The sequence below is a fragment of the Psychrobacter sp. FME13 genome, assembly GCF_014861395.1.
GTDB lineage: Bacteria > Pseudomonadota > Gammaproteobacteria > Pseudomonadales > Moraxellaceae > Psychrobacter.
In genome coordinates this window covers 18,936-34,443 of sequence record NZ_RRYV01000004.1, presented here as the reverse complement: position 1 = coordinate 34,443, position 15,508 = coordinate 18,936, and the positions used below count along the sequence as shown (strand labels likewise).

At 41.9% G+C, this 15,508-nt stretch carries 16 protein-coding genes; 11 read left to right on the top strand and 5 right to left on the bottom strand.

The window, feature by feature from the left end; genetic code table 11:
- Window positions 1–121: 121 nt before the first annotated feature.
- The 3 genes from fumC (at window position 122) to EI164_RS01340 (ending at window position 3,022) form a co-directional block, all read left to right on the top strand.
- A complete protein-coding gene (fumC, locus tag EI164_RS01350) occupies window positions 122–1,525 on the top strand; it encodes a class II fumarate hydratase (protein ID WP_192518205.1) in 1,404 nt (467 codons plus the stop codon).
- A gap of 322 nt (window positions 1,526–1,847) precedes the next feature.
- Window positions 1,848–2,375 carry a peroxiredoxin gene (locus tag EI164_RS01345; RefSeq protein WP_192518204.1) on the top strand — a complete coding sequence of 176 codons (528 nt, stop codon included), beginning with the start codon at window positions 1,848–1,850 and terminating at the stop codon, window positions 2,373–2,375.
- A gap of 212 nt (window positions 2,376–2,587) precedes the next feature.
- Complete coding sequence (locus EI164_RS01340) at window positions 2,588–3,022, top strand: hypothetical protein (RefSeq protein WP_192518203.1); 435 nt, start codon at window positions 2,588–2,590, stop codon at window positions 3,020–3,022.
- A 100-nt stretch (window positions 3,023–3,122) separates the two neighbouring features.
- On the opposite strand, the gene EI164_RS01335 is transcribed toward EI164_RS01340, so the two are convergent.
- The 4 genes from EI164_RS01335 to EI164_RS01320 all read right to left on the bottom strand — a co-directional run bounded on the left by EI164_RS01335 (window position 3,123) and on the right by EI164_RS01320 (window position 6,645).
- Complete coding sequence (locus EI164_RS01335; protein WP_192518202.1) at window positions 3,123–3,935, bottom strand: MipA/OmpV family protein; 813 nt, start codon at window positions 3,933–3,935, stop codon at window positions 3,123–3,125.
- A gap of 102 nt (window positions 3,936–4,037) precedes the next feature.
- Entirely contained in the window at window positions 4,038–5,093 is a 1,056-nt protein-coding gene (locus EI164_RS01330; RefSeq protein ID WP_192518201.1) for a rhomboid family intramembrane serine protease, read from the bottom strand.
- Between the two features lie 12 nt (window positions 5,094–5,105).
- Window positions 5,106–6,293: an alpha-hydroxy acid oxidase gene (locus tag EI164_RS01325; RefSeq protein WP_192518200.1), complete on the bottom strand. Its 1,188-nt coding sequence runs from the start codon at window positions 6,291–6,293 to the stop codon at window positions 5,106–5,108.
- A 40-nt stretch (window positions 6,294–6,333) separates the two neighbouring features.
- A complete protein-coding gene (locus EI164_RS01320; protein WP_192518199.1) occupies window positions 6,334–6,645 on the bottom strand; it encodes a glutaredoxin family protein in 312 nt (103 codons plus the stop codon).
- A gap of 208 nt (window positions 6,646–6,853) precedes the next feature.
- Here EI164_RS01320 and mtgA point away from each other — a divergent pair, with 208 nt between their 5' ends.
- The 6 genes from mtgA (at window position 6,854) to EI164_RS01290 (ending at window position 11,513) form a co-directional block, all read left to right on the top strand.
- Window positions 6,854–7,540, top strand: a complete 687-nt coding sequence (gene mtgA / locus EI164_RS01315) for a monofunctional biosynthetic peptidoglycan transglycosylase (RefSeq protein WP_192518198.1) — start codon at window positions 6,854–6,856, stop codon at window positions 7,538–7,540.
- A 212-nt stretch (window positions 7,541–7,752) separates the two neighbouring features.
- Window positions 7,753–9,906: a polyphosphate kinase 1 gene (gene ppk1, locus EI164_RS01310; protein WP_192518224.1), complete on the top strand. Its 2,154-nt coding sequence runs from the start codon at window positions 7,753–7,755 to the stop codon at window positions 9,904–9,906.
- A 449-nt stretch (window positions 9,907–10,355) separates the two neighbouring features.
- Window positions 10,356–10,526, top strand: coding sequence for a hypothetical protein (locus EI164_RS01305; protein WP_192518197.1), 171 nt, complete (start codon window positions 10,356–10,358; stop codon window positions 10,524–10,526).
- Between the two features lie 72 nt (window positions 10,527–10,598).
- Window positions 10,599–10,856, top strand: a complete 258-nt coding sequence (locus tag EI164_RS01300) for a hypothetical protein (protein ID WP_192518196.1) — start codon at window positions 10,599–10,601, stop codon at window positions 10,854–10,856.
- A gap of 56 nt (window positions 10,857–10,912) precedes the next feature.
- Window positions 10,913–11,212 carry a hypothetical protein gene (locus EI164_RS01295; protein WP_225739058.1) on the top strand — a complete coding sequence of 100 codons (300 nt, stop codon included), beginning with the start codon at window positions 10,913–10,915 and terminating at the stop codon, window positions 11,210–11,212.
- A 100-nt stretch (window positions 11,213–11,312) separates the two neighbouring features.
- Window positions 11,313–11,513, top strand: a complete 201-nt coding sequence (locus EI164_RS01290; protein WP_192518194.1) for a hypothetical protein — start codon at window positions 11,313–11,315, stop codon at window positions 11,511–11,513.
- 166 nt (window positions 11,514–11,679) lie between these two features.
- On the opposite strand, the gene EI164_RS01285 is transcribed toward EI164_RS01290, so the two are convergent.
- Window positions 11,680–12,390, bottom strand: coding sequence for a tRNA-(ms[2]io[6]A)-hydroxylase (locus EI164_RS01285; RefSeq protein WP_192518193.1), 711 nt, complete (start codon window positions 12,388–12,390; stop codon window positions 11,680–11,682).
- A gap of 498 nt (window positions 12,391–12,888) precedes the next feature.
- On the opposite strand from EI164_RS01285, the gene EI164_RS17275 reads away from it, so the two are divergent.
- Complete coding sequence (locus tag EI164_RS17275; protein WP_263972650.1) at window positions 12,889–13,014, top strand: hypothetical protein; 126 nt, start codon at window positions 12,889–12,891, stop codon at window positions 13,012–13,014.
- A 184-nt stretch (window positions 13,015–13,198) separates the two neighbouring features.
- The gene (locus tag EI164_RS01280; RefSeq protein WP_192518192.1) at window positions 13,199–15,397 is read left to right on the top strand and encodes a malate synthase G; all 2,199 of its coding nucleotides are present in this window, start codon (window positions 13,199–13,201) and stop codon (window positions 15,395–15,397) included.
- Window positions 15,398–15,508 lie beyond the last annotated feature (111 nt).

Genomic DNA, 15,508 nt, shown 5'->3' with positions numbered 1-15,508 from the left:
TCAACTGGTCTTAGTCATGCTATTATAATGCCACTTTATATCGTATATTCTTTTAAGTGTAGCAGGTGTTACACTTTTTACGGCTCAGCCATACAACAACAAACCAGAAAAGAGGGTAGTTATGTCGACACAGAATCAGGCAACTCGTACCGAAAAAGATACTATGGGAAATGTGGAAGTCCCAGCTGATGCATATTGGGGTGCGCAAACACAGCGTAGCCGTCAAAACTTCAAAATCGGTGGTGAAACATTACCACGTCCAATGATCGAAGCGATGGCATTGGTCAAAAAAGCCGCTGCCATTACCAATGCAAGCCTAGAGCGTATCGAAGGCGACAAGCGTGATCTAATCGTACAAGCCGCTGACGAAATCATCAATGGTGGTCTAACTGATCAATTCCCATTGGTCGTATGGCAGACAGGTTCTGGCACACAGTCAAACATGAACATGAATGAAGTGCTTGCCAACCGTGCCAACGAAATCGCTGGTTCTGAGCGTGGCAGCTACACGCCAATTCACCCAAATGACCATGTAAACCATGCACAGTCTACCAACGACAGCTTCCCAACGGCGATTCGTGTGGCGGCTGCTCGTCAGATCAATAGCTTGCTGATTCCAGCGGTAACAGCACTACGTGATACGCTCGCTGCTAAAGCAAAAGAGTTCGATAGCATCGTAAAAATCGGTCGTACGCATTTACAAGATGCTACTCCATTAACGTTAGGCCAAGAGTTCAGCGGCTATGTGAGCCAACTTGACCATGCATTGACTCGTATCGATAACGCGCTACAAGGCCTGTATGAATTGCCATTAGGTGGTACTGCGGTCGGTACTGGTCTAAACGCTCATCCTGATTATGCAGTAAAAGCGGCTGAGCAACTATCAACCCTAACTGATTTGCCATTTGTCACCTCACCGAATAAGTTTGAAGCACTAGCCGCTCGTGATGCCGAAGTATTTGCGTCAGGCGCCCTAAAAACGCTAGCAGCGAGCTTAAATAAAATCGCTAATGACGTACGTTGGTTGGCATCTGGCCCTCGTTGTGGTCTGGGCGAATTGACGATTCCTGAAAATGAGCCAGGCTCTTCTATCATGCCAGGCAAAGTGAACCCAACTCAGTCAGAAGCAATGACCATGGTTGTCGCTCAGGTCATGGGTAACGACACGACTATCAGCATGGCTGGCGCATCAGGCAACTTTGAGCTAAACGTGTATAAGCCAGTGATCGCATTTAACTTATTGCAGTCTATTAAATTACTTGGCGATGCTTGCAACAGCTTTAACGATAACTGTGCCGTTGGTATCGAGCCAGTAAAAGACAAAATTGATGATTTCTTGCATAACTCGTTGATGCTAGTGACCTCATTGAACCGTCATGTTGGTTATGAAAATGCAGCGAAAATCGCTAAGACGGCTTATAAAGAAAACAAAACCTTGAAGCAAGTGGCGGTTGAGCTAGAGCTATTAACGGAAGCGCAGTTTGATGAGTGGGTTATTCCTGCTGATATGGTGAACCCTAAATAAGCAGTAGACCAAGCAGTAGATCAAGTAGTGACCTGCTACAGCGTTAGACTTGCTTAATGTACGATAAGTACCATTTGCATGCGTCTTTCTGGTAGTGTCATATTTGTCTCACTGAGAGTTTAGAAATAAAAAGACCTTGTCACTTCTTATATGAGTTATAAGAGAATGTGGCAAGGTCTTTTTTTGGTCTATACTTTTCAAGCTATTGCTATATTTTATCCAGGGGATGTAATCTCAAAGATTGCTTATGGACCAGTATAACTATTATCATATACCTGCAGAATTTTAGAAAAAAAGACAATAACCTAAATCGGAGTAAATAATGATTACCCATGTTCCTGATATGACCTTTAAAACTCGTGTTCGTGATGACTCTATTGGCGGAGACAACCCATTCACATGGTATGATCTAACCACAGATGAGTTATTTGCCAATAAAAAAGTGGTTGTGTTTTCTCTACCAGGCGCCTTTACGCCAACTTGTTCAACCAGCCATCTCCCTCGTTATGAAGAGCTTTATAATGAGTTTAAGGCATTAGGCGTAGATGAAATAGTTTGTATTTCTGTCAATGATGCGTTCGTCATGTACCAATGGGGTCTAAAGCAAAACCGTGAAAACGTTTTCTTACTTCCTGATGGTAATGGTGAGTTCACTCGTAAAATGGGCATGCTGGTTGATAAGAGTAATGTTGGCTTTGGTATGCGCTCATGGCGTTATTCGATGGTAGTCGACAATAAAGAAGTTAAAAAAGTGTTTAAGGAAGCTGACTTTGGCGACAACTGTCCAATAGACCCATTTGAAGTATCGGATGCGGACACTATGTTAGCGTATTTGAAAAGTAATGCTTAGATTCTATTGAGGATTTAGAAATAAAAAAGACCTTGTCACTTCTTATAAGAGAATGTGGCAAGGTCTTTTTTTTGTTTATATTTTATGGAATTTATATGAAGCAGTGATGCTAAATACACAGCTTTTACGCAAAGTGAGGAGTATTGGATAGGTATATTAGGAGCTATTAGATCAAACAACCATTGCTCCAGTAGAATAAGTAAGGATAACTCATGAGCCTTGATCATACTTGTTCCAACCCGCCAACACTGTCTAAAATAGCTCTGTACGTGTGGCTATTATCTCTATGTTTACCTGCGCTACATTACGATGGTGAAACTTATTTTGGCTATGAGACTTTAGTAATGGGTATTCTATTGGGTTGGATTGGTTTAGTATTCCAAGCTTATAGTAATCTCACTTTTTTGCTAGCTATATACCTGACGTTACGCCATAAAAACCCGATTAACCTTGCCGCTTTTACTTTAATGCTTGGGTTATCTACTTTTTTTCTCACAACTATAATAGCAACAGGCGATAAAGGCGTTCATGATTCAGAAATCGAACTGAAAATTTGGGGAGTTGGGTGTTGGATTGGCTCATACGTATTATTATTCATAAGTACGGTTTGGCGTTTCTATTTAGAGCGAAACTTAAATAAAGTATGATAAAAAAGCCAGCAGAGCGTTTGAATTTATAACAGCTCGACTTAAACCAAAAAAAGCCAAGCAAAATGCTCGGCTTTTTCTACCAAACATTCAATTTTAGCTAGAACTTATAAAGCAAACCAAGCGTCGTCGCTGCTTCAACACGCGAGTCTACCATTGGACTATCGTACTGCTCAGTCGGTAGATAGCTCACGCTTTGATTAAAAAACCCTGCCCATTTTTCATTGAAGTCATAGTTGGCACTGACGCTTACGTAAGGGTTCAAGCTTGCATCAGCTTGATAAGCGTCAACACCAGTTTCAGCTGACTCTTTATCACTGACACCATAATAGTATTCGTTATAATCATCATCATGGTATTCAAAACCAATGCTAGGATAGACGGTTAAATTGCCCTTAGTAACTCTGGCAAGATAGGTCAAGCGAGCTGTATTACCACCGCTGCGATCTAGCACATCGGCGCCTATCTGAGCACGGATGGCACCCAGTGAGGTATTACGCTGATAGCTCAAACCAGCTTCTGCTGACAATTTGCGTTCATCTAGCCCAGCCAAATCATCAGTAGCATCGTCAGGGTCAAACTCAGTACCCGCAAGCTTGACATAAGCAGACAGCTGGTTAGCTCTATTGTTAATGACGTAAGCACCTGCTTGTGCGCCGCGTATATAAAACAGATTATTGTCATAAAATACGCCTGGTAACACATTTATCTCGGTATCGTCTTCCAGGTCATAAGCTGACTTAACAGACATGGCGTTGACGCCGACGCTTAATACTGCATCTGGGTCAGTGGGTAAGTTGTCCTCAAACAGTGCAGCGTTAGACATGCTGGTCACACTGAATAATGCGGTAGCTGTGGACGTGATAAGCATGGTACGCGTAGAGATACTAGGTAGCGCTGCAAGTCTAAACATAATCGAATCTCGTAAATTAGGAATAATAAGGTAAAGCAACTGTGTAGCAATAAGTGGGTAAAACTCATCGGCTGTTTAGTCATGATAAATAACTATGCGCATTTACTCAATGGTTTTTAATATCTGTATGATCTGAGCATGAATATCTTGCCACCACCAGACAAAGCCAATACTGATCAATAACATCGCTAGCCATGGCAATAACTGCCAGATAAACGAGGGTTTAATAGGTGTTTTTGGTGTGGTGCTGTTGGCATGAGCCGTGTCGATATTTGACCTTGAATCCATACCAGCGCTACGTTGCGCATAAGTATCATCGTTATAGGAGTCGGTCATATCTGAACGATAACGAGCAAGGTCATTGCTATTAAAGTTAGAGCTATTTAAGTCAGAGCTATTTAAGTCACTATTATCTAAATCAGTAGCGTGAGGAGCTGAGTAACTATCGACGCTAGGTGGTTGATTGATATAGGTCGTTTGATGACGGTGTAGGTTTTGGTTCTGATAAATAGCGGCATTTTGTAGAGTGACTGTCATACGTTGACGGTAGGCAATCGCAAAAGGTAATGCAATGACGAGTCCGGTAATAGCACCGCCGATATGTCCTGCATTATCAATCCCCGGCACCGCAAAACCATACACAAGGTTGATGCCCATAATCATTATCAAGCTTTTTAGATTGAGTACCATGCCATTGACCGATATCTTAAACAGCGCCACTATTAATAATGCTGCACCGATGCCCATGATGCCACCAGATGCGCCCGCCGATAGTCCAGGCTGCCCCGTTCCCTCTAATAACGCCTGCCATGTTATATAGTTATTGAGTAAGCCGCCACCGACGGCTGCCAGTAAAAACAATACCAAAAACTTAGCTGAGCCAAATATCGGCTCGGCAACTTGACCGAAGAAGTACATCGCAAAGGCATTAAACAATAAATGCATTAGGCCAATGTGCAAAAATGCACTGCTTACCAGCCGCCATGGGTCTTCATTCATGGTGTAGGGTAAGGCATTGGCGCCCCAGTTTAATAGGTTTTCTGTCGATGGATTATTGGCATCGACGCCCGTCAGCACTTGTATAACAAATAGGCCAATAAAGCTGACCAATAACAAAGTAGTGACAGGTGCCGTTTTAAATAATTGTTGAATGGTCATAAATAGCTAGCTTTAAAGATAGGTAGTTTTGAGGTTTTCATAGGTACCTTTTACCAAGATATTGTCAGTGACGGTATTGATATCGGTATGACCACAGAACGCCATGCTAATATCACACTCTTTATAGATTAGCTCAAGCGCACGGCGGACACCGTCTTCGCCATAAGCGCCTAGACCATACAAAAACGCTCGGCCGATCATGGTGCCTTTTGCACCCAGCGAGATAGCCTTTAATACATCTTGACCAGAGCGAATACCGCTATCTAGCCAGACCTCGATATCGCTGTTTTCAGCATGGACCGCTTGCACAATATCAGAAAGCGCAGAGATAGAGGACAGTGCACCATCTAATTGGCGACCACCATGGTTTGAGACAACCAGCGCATCGGCACCGCTACGGGCGGCTAGTATGGCATCTTCTGGTTCCATAATGCCTTTTATGATGAGTTTTCCGCCCCATTCGTCCTTGATACGGGCGACATCATCCCAGCTCAAGCGCGGATCGAACTGTTCGGCAGTCCATGCTGACAATGATGAGAGATCCTCGACGTTTTTGGCATGTCCAACGATGTTGCCAAACGTATGACGTTTGGTGCCGAGCATATTCATGCACCATTCTGGCTTGGTCACTAGATTCAGCATATTAGCGAGTGTGGGTTTCGGCGGCGCAGACAAACCGTTTTTGATGTCTTTATGGCGTTGACCTAGTACTTGCAAATCAGCGGTGAGAATAAGCGCAGAACAGTTTGCTGCTTTCGCACGGCGAATCAGATTGGTCATAAAATCTTTATCACGCATGACGTATAGTTGAAACCAAAATGGCGCATTGGTGTTTTCAGCGACGTCCTCGATTGAGCAGATGCTCATGGTTGAGAGTGAGAAGGGCACACCGAACTTTTCAGCGGCCTGTGCGGCTTTGATTTCTCCATCCGCCCACATCATTCCTGTAAAACCAGTTGGTGCAATCGCCACTGGCATTTTGACAGATTCACCGAGCATCTGTGTTGCTAGACTGCGGTTGTCCATATCTACCAGCACTCGCTGACGCAGTTTGATACGATCAAAATCCGTTTCGTTATTGCGATACGTGGTCTCCGTCCATGAGCCTGAATCGACGTAATCGTAAAACATACGTGGTACTTTGCGCTCAGCGATGCGGCGCAGGTCTTCAATTTCTGTTATTTTTTTTAAATCTTTCATAGTTTTCTCACTATAGGGTTTTATGACCATTTAAATATTATCAAACGATGAGTTGCTGTAAGTCCAGTACTGAAAATGGGTAGTTTAGTTGTTTTGAGGGTGTCAAAATAATAGGAATGGTGGTGGCAAACTCTAACATTAATGTTTCATCAAAATCAGCGATATCGATATAGTGATAATCGATGGGCTGTACCGCTTGAAATTGAATTAGCTGCTGCTCTGCGATGTCACATAAATGACAGCCAGCGGTGCCAAGCAACCACCATTTATCTCTATTTTCAACTGTATCAAGGTTTGGATTGGTGCCTATGATACGTGCTCGTAAATTTTTTATATGACTATCATCGTACATATTTGTTCTCTTGTCTTAATAATTATCAAAAAAGTCCTGATTTTATAATTTTATTCCAAAGCATACAGACGGTTTAACCATTATGACATGATAAAGAAGTAGGGTAAATAATGACAGCGATTGTGAGATTAGGTAAGATGACCTGCTGCTTCTCGTTATTGATTTATCATTTCATCTTATTAGCTTTTTAATCACTTGGATATCGCGCATGGCAAGTTTTGGCAAATTTATCAAACGACTATTATTGGCATTAATGCTCATAGTCGTGGTGTTCCATGTGTTGGTCGCTGGACTACTATTGATCTGGAAAACGCAGCCGATTAATAACAGCATGTTTATGCTGACGCATCGCATAACCGAGGGTTCAGTCACTCAGACTTGGGTAGAGTATGATGACATTGCAAAATCTGCCAAACAAGCAGCGATAGTAAGCGAGGACTCGACATTTAGCCAGCATAATGGTTTTGATATGAAAGGCATTGAAGCAGCAATGAAAAGAAATGAAGAAACAGGTAAAACGTCTGCGGGTGGTTCAACGATTACTCAGCAATTGGCAAAAAACTTGTTTTTGACTTCGCATCGCTCGTATGCTCGCAAGGGAGAAGAAGCGGTTATTACCGTGATGATTGAAGCCCTATGGGATAAACAGCGTATTTTGACTGCTTATCTCAATGTGGCAGAGTTTGGTAATGGTATTTATGGTGTCGAAGCGGCTGCGCAGCATTATTTTAATAAACCTGCTGCTAACCTCAATCGTGATGAATCATCTTTGCTTATTTCTATGTTGACCAATCCAAAGTATTACCAAGACAACCAAGGTGATAGGCGATTGCGCAACAAACAAAGTATTATCAAAAAACGTATGAACAATGCCGTCTTACCGCAAGCAGAGTAATTCGCTGCTTTGTCCTAGGGCGTGTCCTCATTTTTAGCCCATTTAAAGTGCAATGTTCAGATTGAGGACAATGCCCTAATAGAAGTATAAAAAAAATGATGGTGTATCGATAACGCAACAGGAGTAATGACGTGGTAGATGTAAACGATAAAAAAAGCAGTGACGCGAAAGACAATGTTACTGTGAACAATGTTGCTGTAAACAATGCTGGTGTGAACGATAAAGCTCAAACTGCTGATAATAAACATTTAACCCAAGTAGCATGGCAGCGTTCAGAGGATGGCAGCTATTCACCCAGTAGCTATATCAACCGTGACTTATCTTTATTACAGTTTCATCTGCGTGTTTTAGCACAGGCAGCCAGTACTCGTCATCCGCTACTAGAACGTTTGTTTTTCTTGATTATCTTCTCATCCAATATCGATGAGTTTTTTGAAATTCGTGTCGCAGGCTTGATGCAAAAGCTCAACATCGGTGATGTTTCGACCAGTGTGCAAGGTATGCGTCCTAGTGAAGTGCTGAATGAAATAGCCATGGTCATGCACGATGCAATCGATGAGCAATATCGTATTCTTAACGAAGATATCTTGCCAGCACTTGCTAAGGAAGACATCCGTTATCTCAAACGCGATGAGCTCAATGCTGAGCAATCAGCATGGATGAAGCGTTATTTCACCGAGCAAGTATCACCAGTACTCACACCGATTAGTATTGACCCAGCACATCCGTTTCCGCGTTTGGTCAATAAGAGCTTAAACTTCATTGCCAGCTTAGAAGGTAAAGATGCTTTCGGCCGTGATATCAACCTTGCGATTGTGCCAGCACCGCGCAGTCTGCCACGTGTGATTCGTTTGCCAGATGAGTTGACTGGCGGCAAAGAGCATCACGTCATGTTATCTGCTATTATTCATGAGCATATCGGTGAGCTGTTCCCTGGTATGAATGTGACGGGCTGTCATCAGTTCAGATTGACCCGTAATGCTGATCTAGATGTGGCTGATGATGTCGAAGATATTGCCAAAGCGTTAGAAGGTGAGCTCGAAAACCGCCGCTTTGGTGATAAAGTTCGTCTAGAAGTCACTACCAACTGTCCAACAGACATCAGTGACTATTTGCTCAATGAGTTTGAGCTACATGACAATCAGTTGTATCGCGTTAATGGTCCTGTCAACCTTACAAGGTTGTTATTTGATTTCAATATTCCAGCGCTGCGTTATCAGCCGTTTAACCATGTAATTCCCAAAGAGTTTCGCCGTGAGATGGATAAGCTAGACAAAGCGACCAGTATGTTTGCTGCGATACGAAAAAAAGATGTGCTCGTGCATCATCCTTTTCACGCTTTTTCGCCAATTATTAACTTATTGTGGCAAGCGGCTAGTGATCCAAAAGTGCTAGCGATTAAGCAAACCCTATATCGCTCAGGCACCAATTCAGAAATAGTCAAAGCACTCGCAGCGGCCGCCCGTAATGGTAAAGAAGTAACCGCAGTTATCGAGCTGAGGGCACGTTTCGATGAAGCCTCTAATATTGCTGTCGCTAACTACTTACAAGAAGCGGGCGCGGTTGTAGTGTATGGTATCGTTGGTTATAAAACCCATGCCAAGCTCATGTTGATTATCCGTCGTGAAGAAAACCGCATCCGTCGCTATGTGCACTTAGGTACGGGCAACTATCACGCAGCCAACGCGAAAGTCTATACTGATTATGGTTTATTCACCGCCGATCCTGATATCTCAGAAGACGTGCACAAAATATTCCAAGAGCTGACAGGAATGGGTAAACCGGCCAATCTAAAAAAACTATTGCATGCACCATTCACCTTACATGATAAATTGATGAGCTTTATCGACGATGAAATTGCTCATGCAAAAAAAGGTAAGCGTGCCCATATTATCGTAAAGGTCAATGCTTTGACGGAACGAAAACTGATTGCCAAGCTATATGATGCCTCGCAAGCAGGGGTCAAAATTGAGCTGATTTTACGTTCTATTTGTTGTCTACGTCCACAGGTAAAAGATTTATCTGAGAATATTACGGTGCGTTCAGTAATAGGTCGGTTTTTAGAACATACGCGCATCTATTATTTTTATAATAATGGTGATGAGCGTTTATATTGCGGTAGTGCTGATTGGATGGATCGTAATTTATTTCACCGCGTAGAAGTGGCATTTCCAATTGAAGACAAAAAATTGTTCAAGCAAGTCTACCAAGATGGCTTACTGAATTATCTTAAAGACAATACGCAAGCTTGGACGCTTGATGGCAATGGTGTTTGGACACACCTGCAGCCGGCAACTGGTGAAACACCACATATCGCCCAAGAGTACTTGTTAAAAAACATCAATGGTGTAGGAGATTCAGTGTAGCTACTCTCTGAATGACTGTTTAAACATTATTGAATGTTGTGAATGAATTGAAAAAGCCAAGCGCCAGTAAATACTAGCGCTTGGTTTTTTTTGGCAAATTATTTGTATAGTCAGAGACACACATAGACACAGACATCGTCACTCATACTGTTTGAGATTGGTATTTATAAAAAAATTCTAGAATAGGTAACAGGTAGACCACTGCAGATTGTACATTCAGCACGGCTAATGAAGGTAATACCGTAGTGGTTTTAGTCGTTCACTGACTATATAAGTTACAAACTGTCTTGTAACCTCACATTTATATACATATTGATACGGCAGCACACTGGTTAGGTACGTAATGTCCTCTTTATACTTAAGGTCAGTCATAATATTATCAGTCAGCTAACTGACAGAAAACTGATGTTTCACTAACTGATATTTAATTATAAGAAAAGGAAATCACCATGAGTCATATTGATAACGATCGCTCAGATATTAAGCAGGCCGCAGAGCAAGCAGATAGCCAAAAAATTGCAAAAAACCTTGAAGATGAGCAAAAGAGCGCCACGCCTAAAACATTGAGCGAAGATGAGCAGACTTCTTTTATTAAAGAGGAACTGCGCACTGATAAATAGTCAGTGTCAAAAGGGTTTTGATTGACTGTTTAATATATCAACTTGTTAACATACCAACTTGAGGGATACGCTATGACAACCGATAAAACATCAAATAACGCAGAAGAGGTAACAATCGACCATCAGGTCGCATCACAGGCCAAACATGAGCAAGACAGTTACGAAGGGCGCAAGCATGAGACAGATATTGATGGTCCACAACAAGACTCACAAGAGACGGATGAAATATATGCTGATCCTCGAAAAGAAGAAGACTTACCAGCGGGTGGCAAAAATATGGCAGAGTTAAATGCTAATGATTTGAGTCAACAGGGTAATGAGTCAATATAAACCTCTATTAACAGTTGCTAATAAAACAGGCGAATAAAAACAACAAGGACATGATCATGGAAAACAAAAAATCATCATTATCCGACAATCAGATAGACAAAAAGATTACCGAAAACAAAGGGACGGATACATTCAAAGAAGGTGTGGTTCACTCAAAACACGTCAACGATAATGACAACCCTGCACGCCAGCCTGATCGTCGTGATCAAGAAGGTAATGCGTTTGATGATGGGATTAATGAGTATACGGTTGCAGGAGAACACTGTAAGAGTGAAGAGATAAACAATCTGAACCGTTATGCAAACGCTGACAATGCGCAATCACGGGTATTAAAGTCTGATGAAAAAGACAGCTAGTGCTTAGCTGATATAAAGTTGTTGTTCGAATTGGGAGCACGCCCTAGTAACTTATATTTAGATAAGACGATTATAATAGTGACGATAGTGAGGAGCCGTTATGAGCATATCAAATGATAAAGCAGTTAATCAGAGTCATGAATTGAAAGATGCAGATGACAGCCATGGCATTGTCGCTGATGATGCTTTACAGAGAGCGAATCCTGCTGCTGCAGAAAGAGCAACGGACGAACATGACCCACATCAAATTGCCAAAAACAATAAACAATATGACAGCCCGTTAATGATAGATGATGAATAATAACCTGCCATGCTAGCTGTGGTTTTCACCGAAAATATTATAATAAGAGGTACCAACAGCTAGATTCAATCAGAAAAGGTGCCATTAATGCTCAAGTTGGTTTGAGCGGTAACGGCATCTTTTTTCTTGGTCTAAATTTCTTGATCCAAAATATAGCTATCAATACCTAAGCAGGTGTGCCGCTGTGAAAGCGTAAGTCAGTATCAGGGCTAGATATCAATTCTGATTCTACTTCTTTAAAGAATGCGACTCTGTCATCAATATTCTCTTCAGCCAATGACTGTGCTAGTGCTAGATAGTCTTCAAAATGCCGACTTTCAGACTTCAATAAATAGCGGTAATACTTTGCCAAGCGCTCATCGTTAATAACTTCAGCCAATGCTGCAAAACGTTCGCAAGAGCGTGCCTCGATAAACGCTCCGATAATAAGCACATCAACCATTGCTGCTGGCTCGTAAGTACGTTTGTGCTTCAACATACCTTTAGCGTAGCGCCCAGCACTCAAATACTCCCACTCCTGACCACGATCGTTCATGATGCCTAATACCTGCTCATAATGCAGCATTTCTTCACGTATCAACTGTGCGAGCTTCCGCTGTAAGTCATAAGAGAACTCATAGCGAAATATGAGATTCATGGCAGTTCCAGCGGCTTTTTTTTCGCAGTTGGCATGATCTTGAATGATTAATGGCAAGTTTTCAATGGCAGCATCCACCCAATCCTGAGTCGTTCGAGCACCCAAAAAGCTATATATAGGGGACAGGTCTACCTTTATAGGCGTGCGTAGTTGTGTGACATCGACGCTGTCTTGTTCTGTAGCGTTTTCAGTAATGAGATTGTCGTTGATGTGATGGGGTGTCATATTTTCTTGGTTCATAGTCTCTGTCATGGTCAAGTGTTTTATACGTGTTGAGTGAATATACAAATAAGATAGATCACCAATAAGTAAAAATTGCTCAAGTAATGATTACTCATTGTTTATATATGTTCTATTACTTATGTCTCATTGCTTATGTTTCATAACTAAAGCATCTCTTCATCATTAAAAATGATTCATGAGCCACCTTAGCACTGATGGTGTATAGGTTATCATTATTAGACAACCCCAGTATTTACTTGGTGAATGCTATTCTCTTGTTTATTTCTTTATTTGATAGTACGATGAGATTTCATTGAAGCATATTTTTTATCTTGCATATTGATATATGCGTCATCGCTTAGTCATGGGTGGTGAGTATTATAGCAACTGGCAGTACGGTATAAAGTAGCAGTTACCCAGTTGCAGTCATTGTAGAATAAACAAATACATTTGCGCCTGTTACCGGTTTTTGGCATATTATTAGTAAGCATCTTTTGATGCTATGGCTGAAATATCATGCCAAAGCGTGTTCTCATTTTTAAAATGGATATAAAAATAAGACAAATGGCAGCCAAACAAGGAAAGTGGCTTGGTAAAGGTTTAGCTATTTTTAGCCCATTTAGTTGTAATTATTCAGATTGAAAATTCACTTCAGTAGCATAGCATAAATGCTTGAGTCGCTATTCATGACAAACTTATAAGATAGAAAAATAAGTTTGCTTCGTACTTCATCTAAACTTGGAATAGATGTCTAAGACCGACAATGTCCAACCATTGCGGTAGTAACTTCGTTTTTACACCCTCACGAACAGATAAGGATAACAACATGAGCCAATCTTCTAACGCCAATCGTATTCAAAAAGGTATTCTTGCCATCGATCAGCAATTGTATGATTTTATTGAAAACGAAGTGCTGCCGAAAGTCGGTGTTGATTCAGACAGTTATTGGTTAGGTTTTGAAAAAGTCATTAAAGAGTTCACCCCGCGTAATAAGGCGCTACTAGAAACTCGTGACAAGATTCAAGCACAGATTGATGAGTGGCATCTACAACACCCTGCCAAAGATGGCGAGATAGATTACCCAACATATAAGGCTTTCCTACAAGAGATTGGCTATTTATTACCAGAGGGTGATGATTTCAAAGTCAGTACCCAAAATGTCGATGACGAGATTGCGCATATTGCAGGGCCACAGCTGGTGGTACCCGTACGCAATGCTCGTTATGCACTGAACGCGACCAACGCACGTTGGGGTAGTTTATATGATGCGTTATATGGTACCGATGTTATTAGTGATGAAAATGGTCAAGAAGCGACAGGCGGCTATAATCCGACTCGCGGTGCTGCTGTTGTTGCTTACGCTAAAGCATTCTTAGATGAGCATTTTGCGCTAGCATCAGGTTCATACAATGATGCTACAGGCTTTAAAGTCGTTGATGGTCAGCTTGAGATTGTTCAGGGTGATAGTAGTACTTCGTTAAAATCCGCTGAAAAATTTGCAGGTTTTGTGGGTGATGCAGCAGCGCCTACAGGTATTTTATTAAAAAATAATAATTTGCATGCCGAAATTCAAATCGACGCCAATAATCCAGTAGGCAAAGATGATCCAGCAAACATCAAAGACGTATTGCTTGAGTCCGCGATTACTGCGATTCAAGATTGTGAAGATTCAATCGCTGCCGTTGATGCCGAAGAAAAAGTTGAAGTCTATCGCAACTGGCTTGGCTTGATGAATGCGGACCTACAAGAAACTTTTGAAAAAGGTGGCAAGACACGCACTCGTAAGCAAAATCCAGACCGTGAATACACCACGCCAGACGGTGGCAAGCTTATCCTACCGGGTCGTTCATTATTGCTTATCCGTAATGTCGGTCACTTGATGCAAAATCCAGCAATCCTAGTGGATTTAGGGAATGGTCAAGAGCAAATATTTGAAGGCCTGATGGATGGTCTGATTACACCGCTATTATCTTTAAATGATCTCAAAGGTACAAACGCGCTATCGAATTCACGTAAAGGCTCTATGTATATTGTTAAGCCAAAAATGCATGGCCCTGAAGAAGTGAAAATGGCCAATGACTTGTTTAACGCGACAGAAGATCTATTAGGCCTAGAGCGCAATACTATTAAAATCGGTATCATGGACGAAGAGCGTCGTATGACGGTCAACTTAAAAGAAGCCATTCGTCAAGCAAAAGAACGTGTCATCTTTATTAACACAGGCTTCTTAGACCGTACGGGTGACGAGATGCACACCAGTATGAATGCTGGAGCATTTGTACCAAAAGGCGAGATGAAGTCACAAACATGGCAACCAGCTTATGAGCAGTGGAATGTAGATATCGGTCTAGAGACAGGTTTACAGGGTGTTGCTCAGATTGGTAAAGGCATGTGGGCGAAGCCTGATGAGATGAAGGAAATGATGGATACTAAAGCGGCACATCCTCAGTCTGGTGCCAGTACCGCATGGGTGCCATCACCAACAGGCGCAACCTTACACAGTATGCACTATCATCAAGTAAATGTCGCTGATGTCCAAGATGGCCTGAAATCACGTGAGCGTGCTAGCTTAGATGATATTTTGACCATTCCATTGGCGAAAGATACCAGCTGGACAAAAGAAGAAAAGCAGCAAGAGCTAGACAATAACGCTCAAGGCATCTTAGGTTATGTTGTACGTTGGGTCAATCAAGGTGTAGGTTGCTCTAAAGTACCTGATATCAATGATGTCGGTCTCATGGAGGATAGGGCCACATTGCGTATCTCAAGCCAGCATATAGCCAACTGGTTGCATCATAATGTCGTCAGTGAAGAGCAAGTGTTAGAGACCATGAAACGCATGGCAAAAGTTGTTGATGAGCAGAATGCCGGTGACAGCAGTTATCAAGCGATGGCCAGTGATTTTGAAAACTCTTATGCATTCAAAGCGGCTTGTGACTTGGTGTTTAAAGGTCGTGAGCAGCCTAGTGGCTATACTGAGCCATTACTGCATCAAGCACGCCTTGACTTAAAAGCGAATACTTAGAGTTAGATATACACTGATGCTAGGCTGTGACCTAGCACTGAGCTCATTTAAGCCGTAAATGGCTTGAAGCGGCCCAAATTCTGGCTAAACTGCATTAAATCGCTTGATATT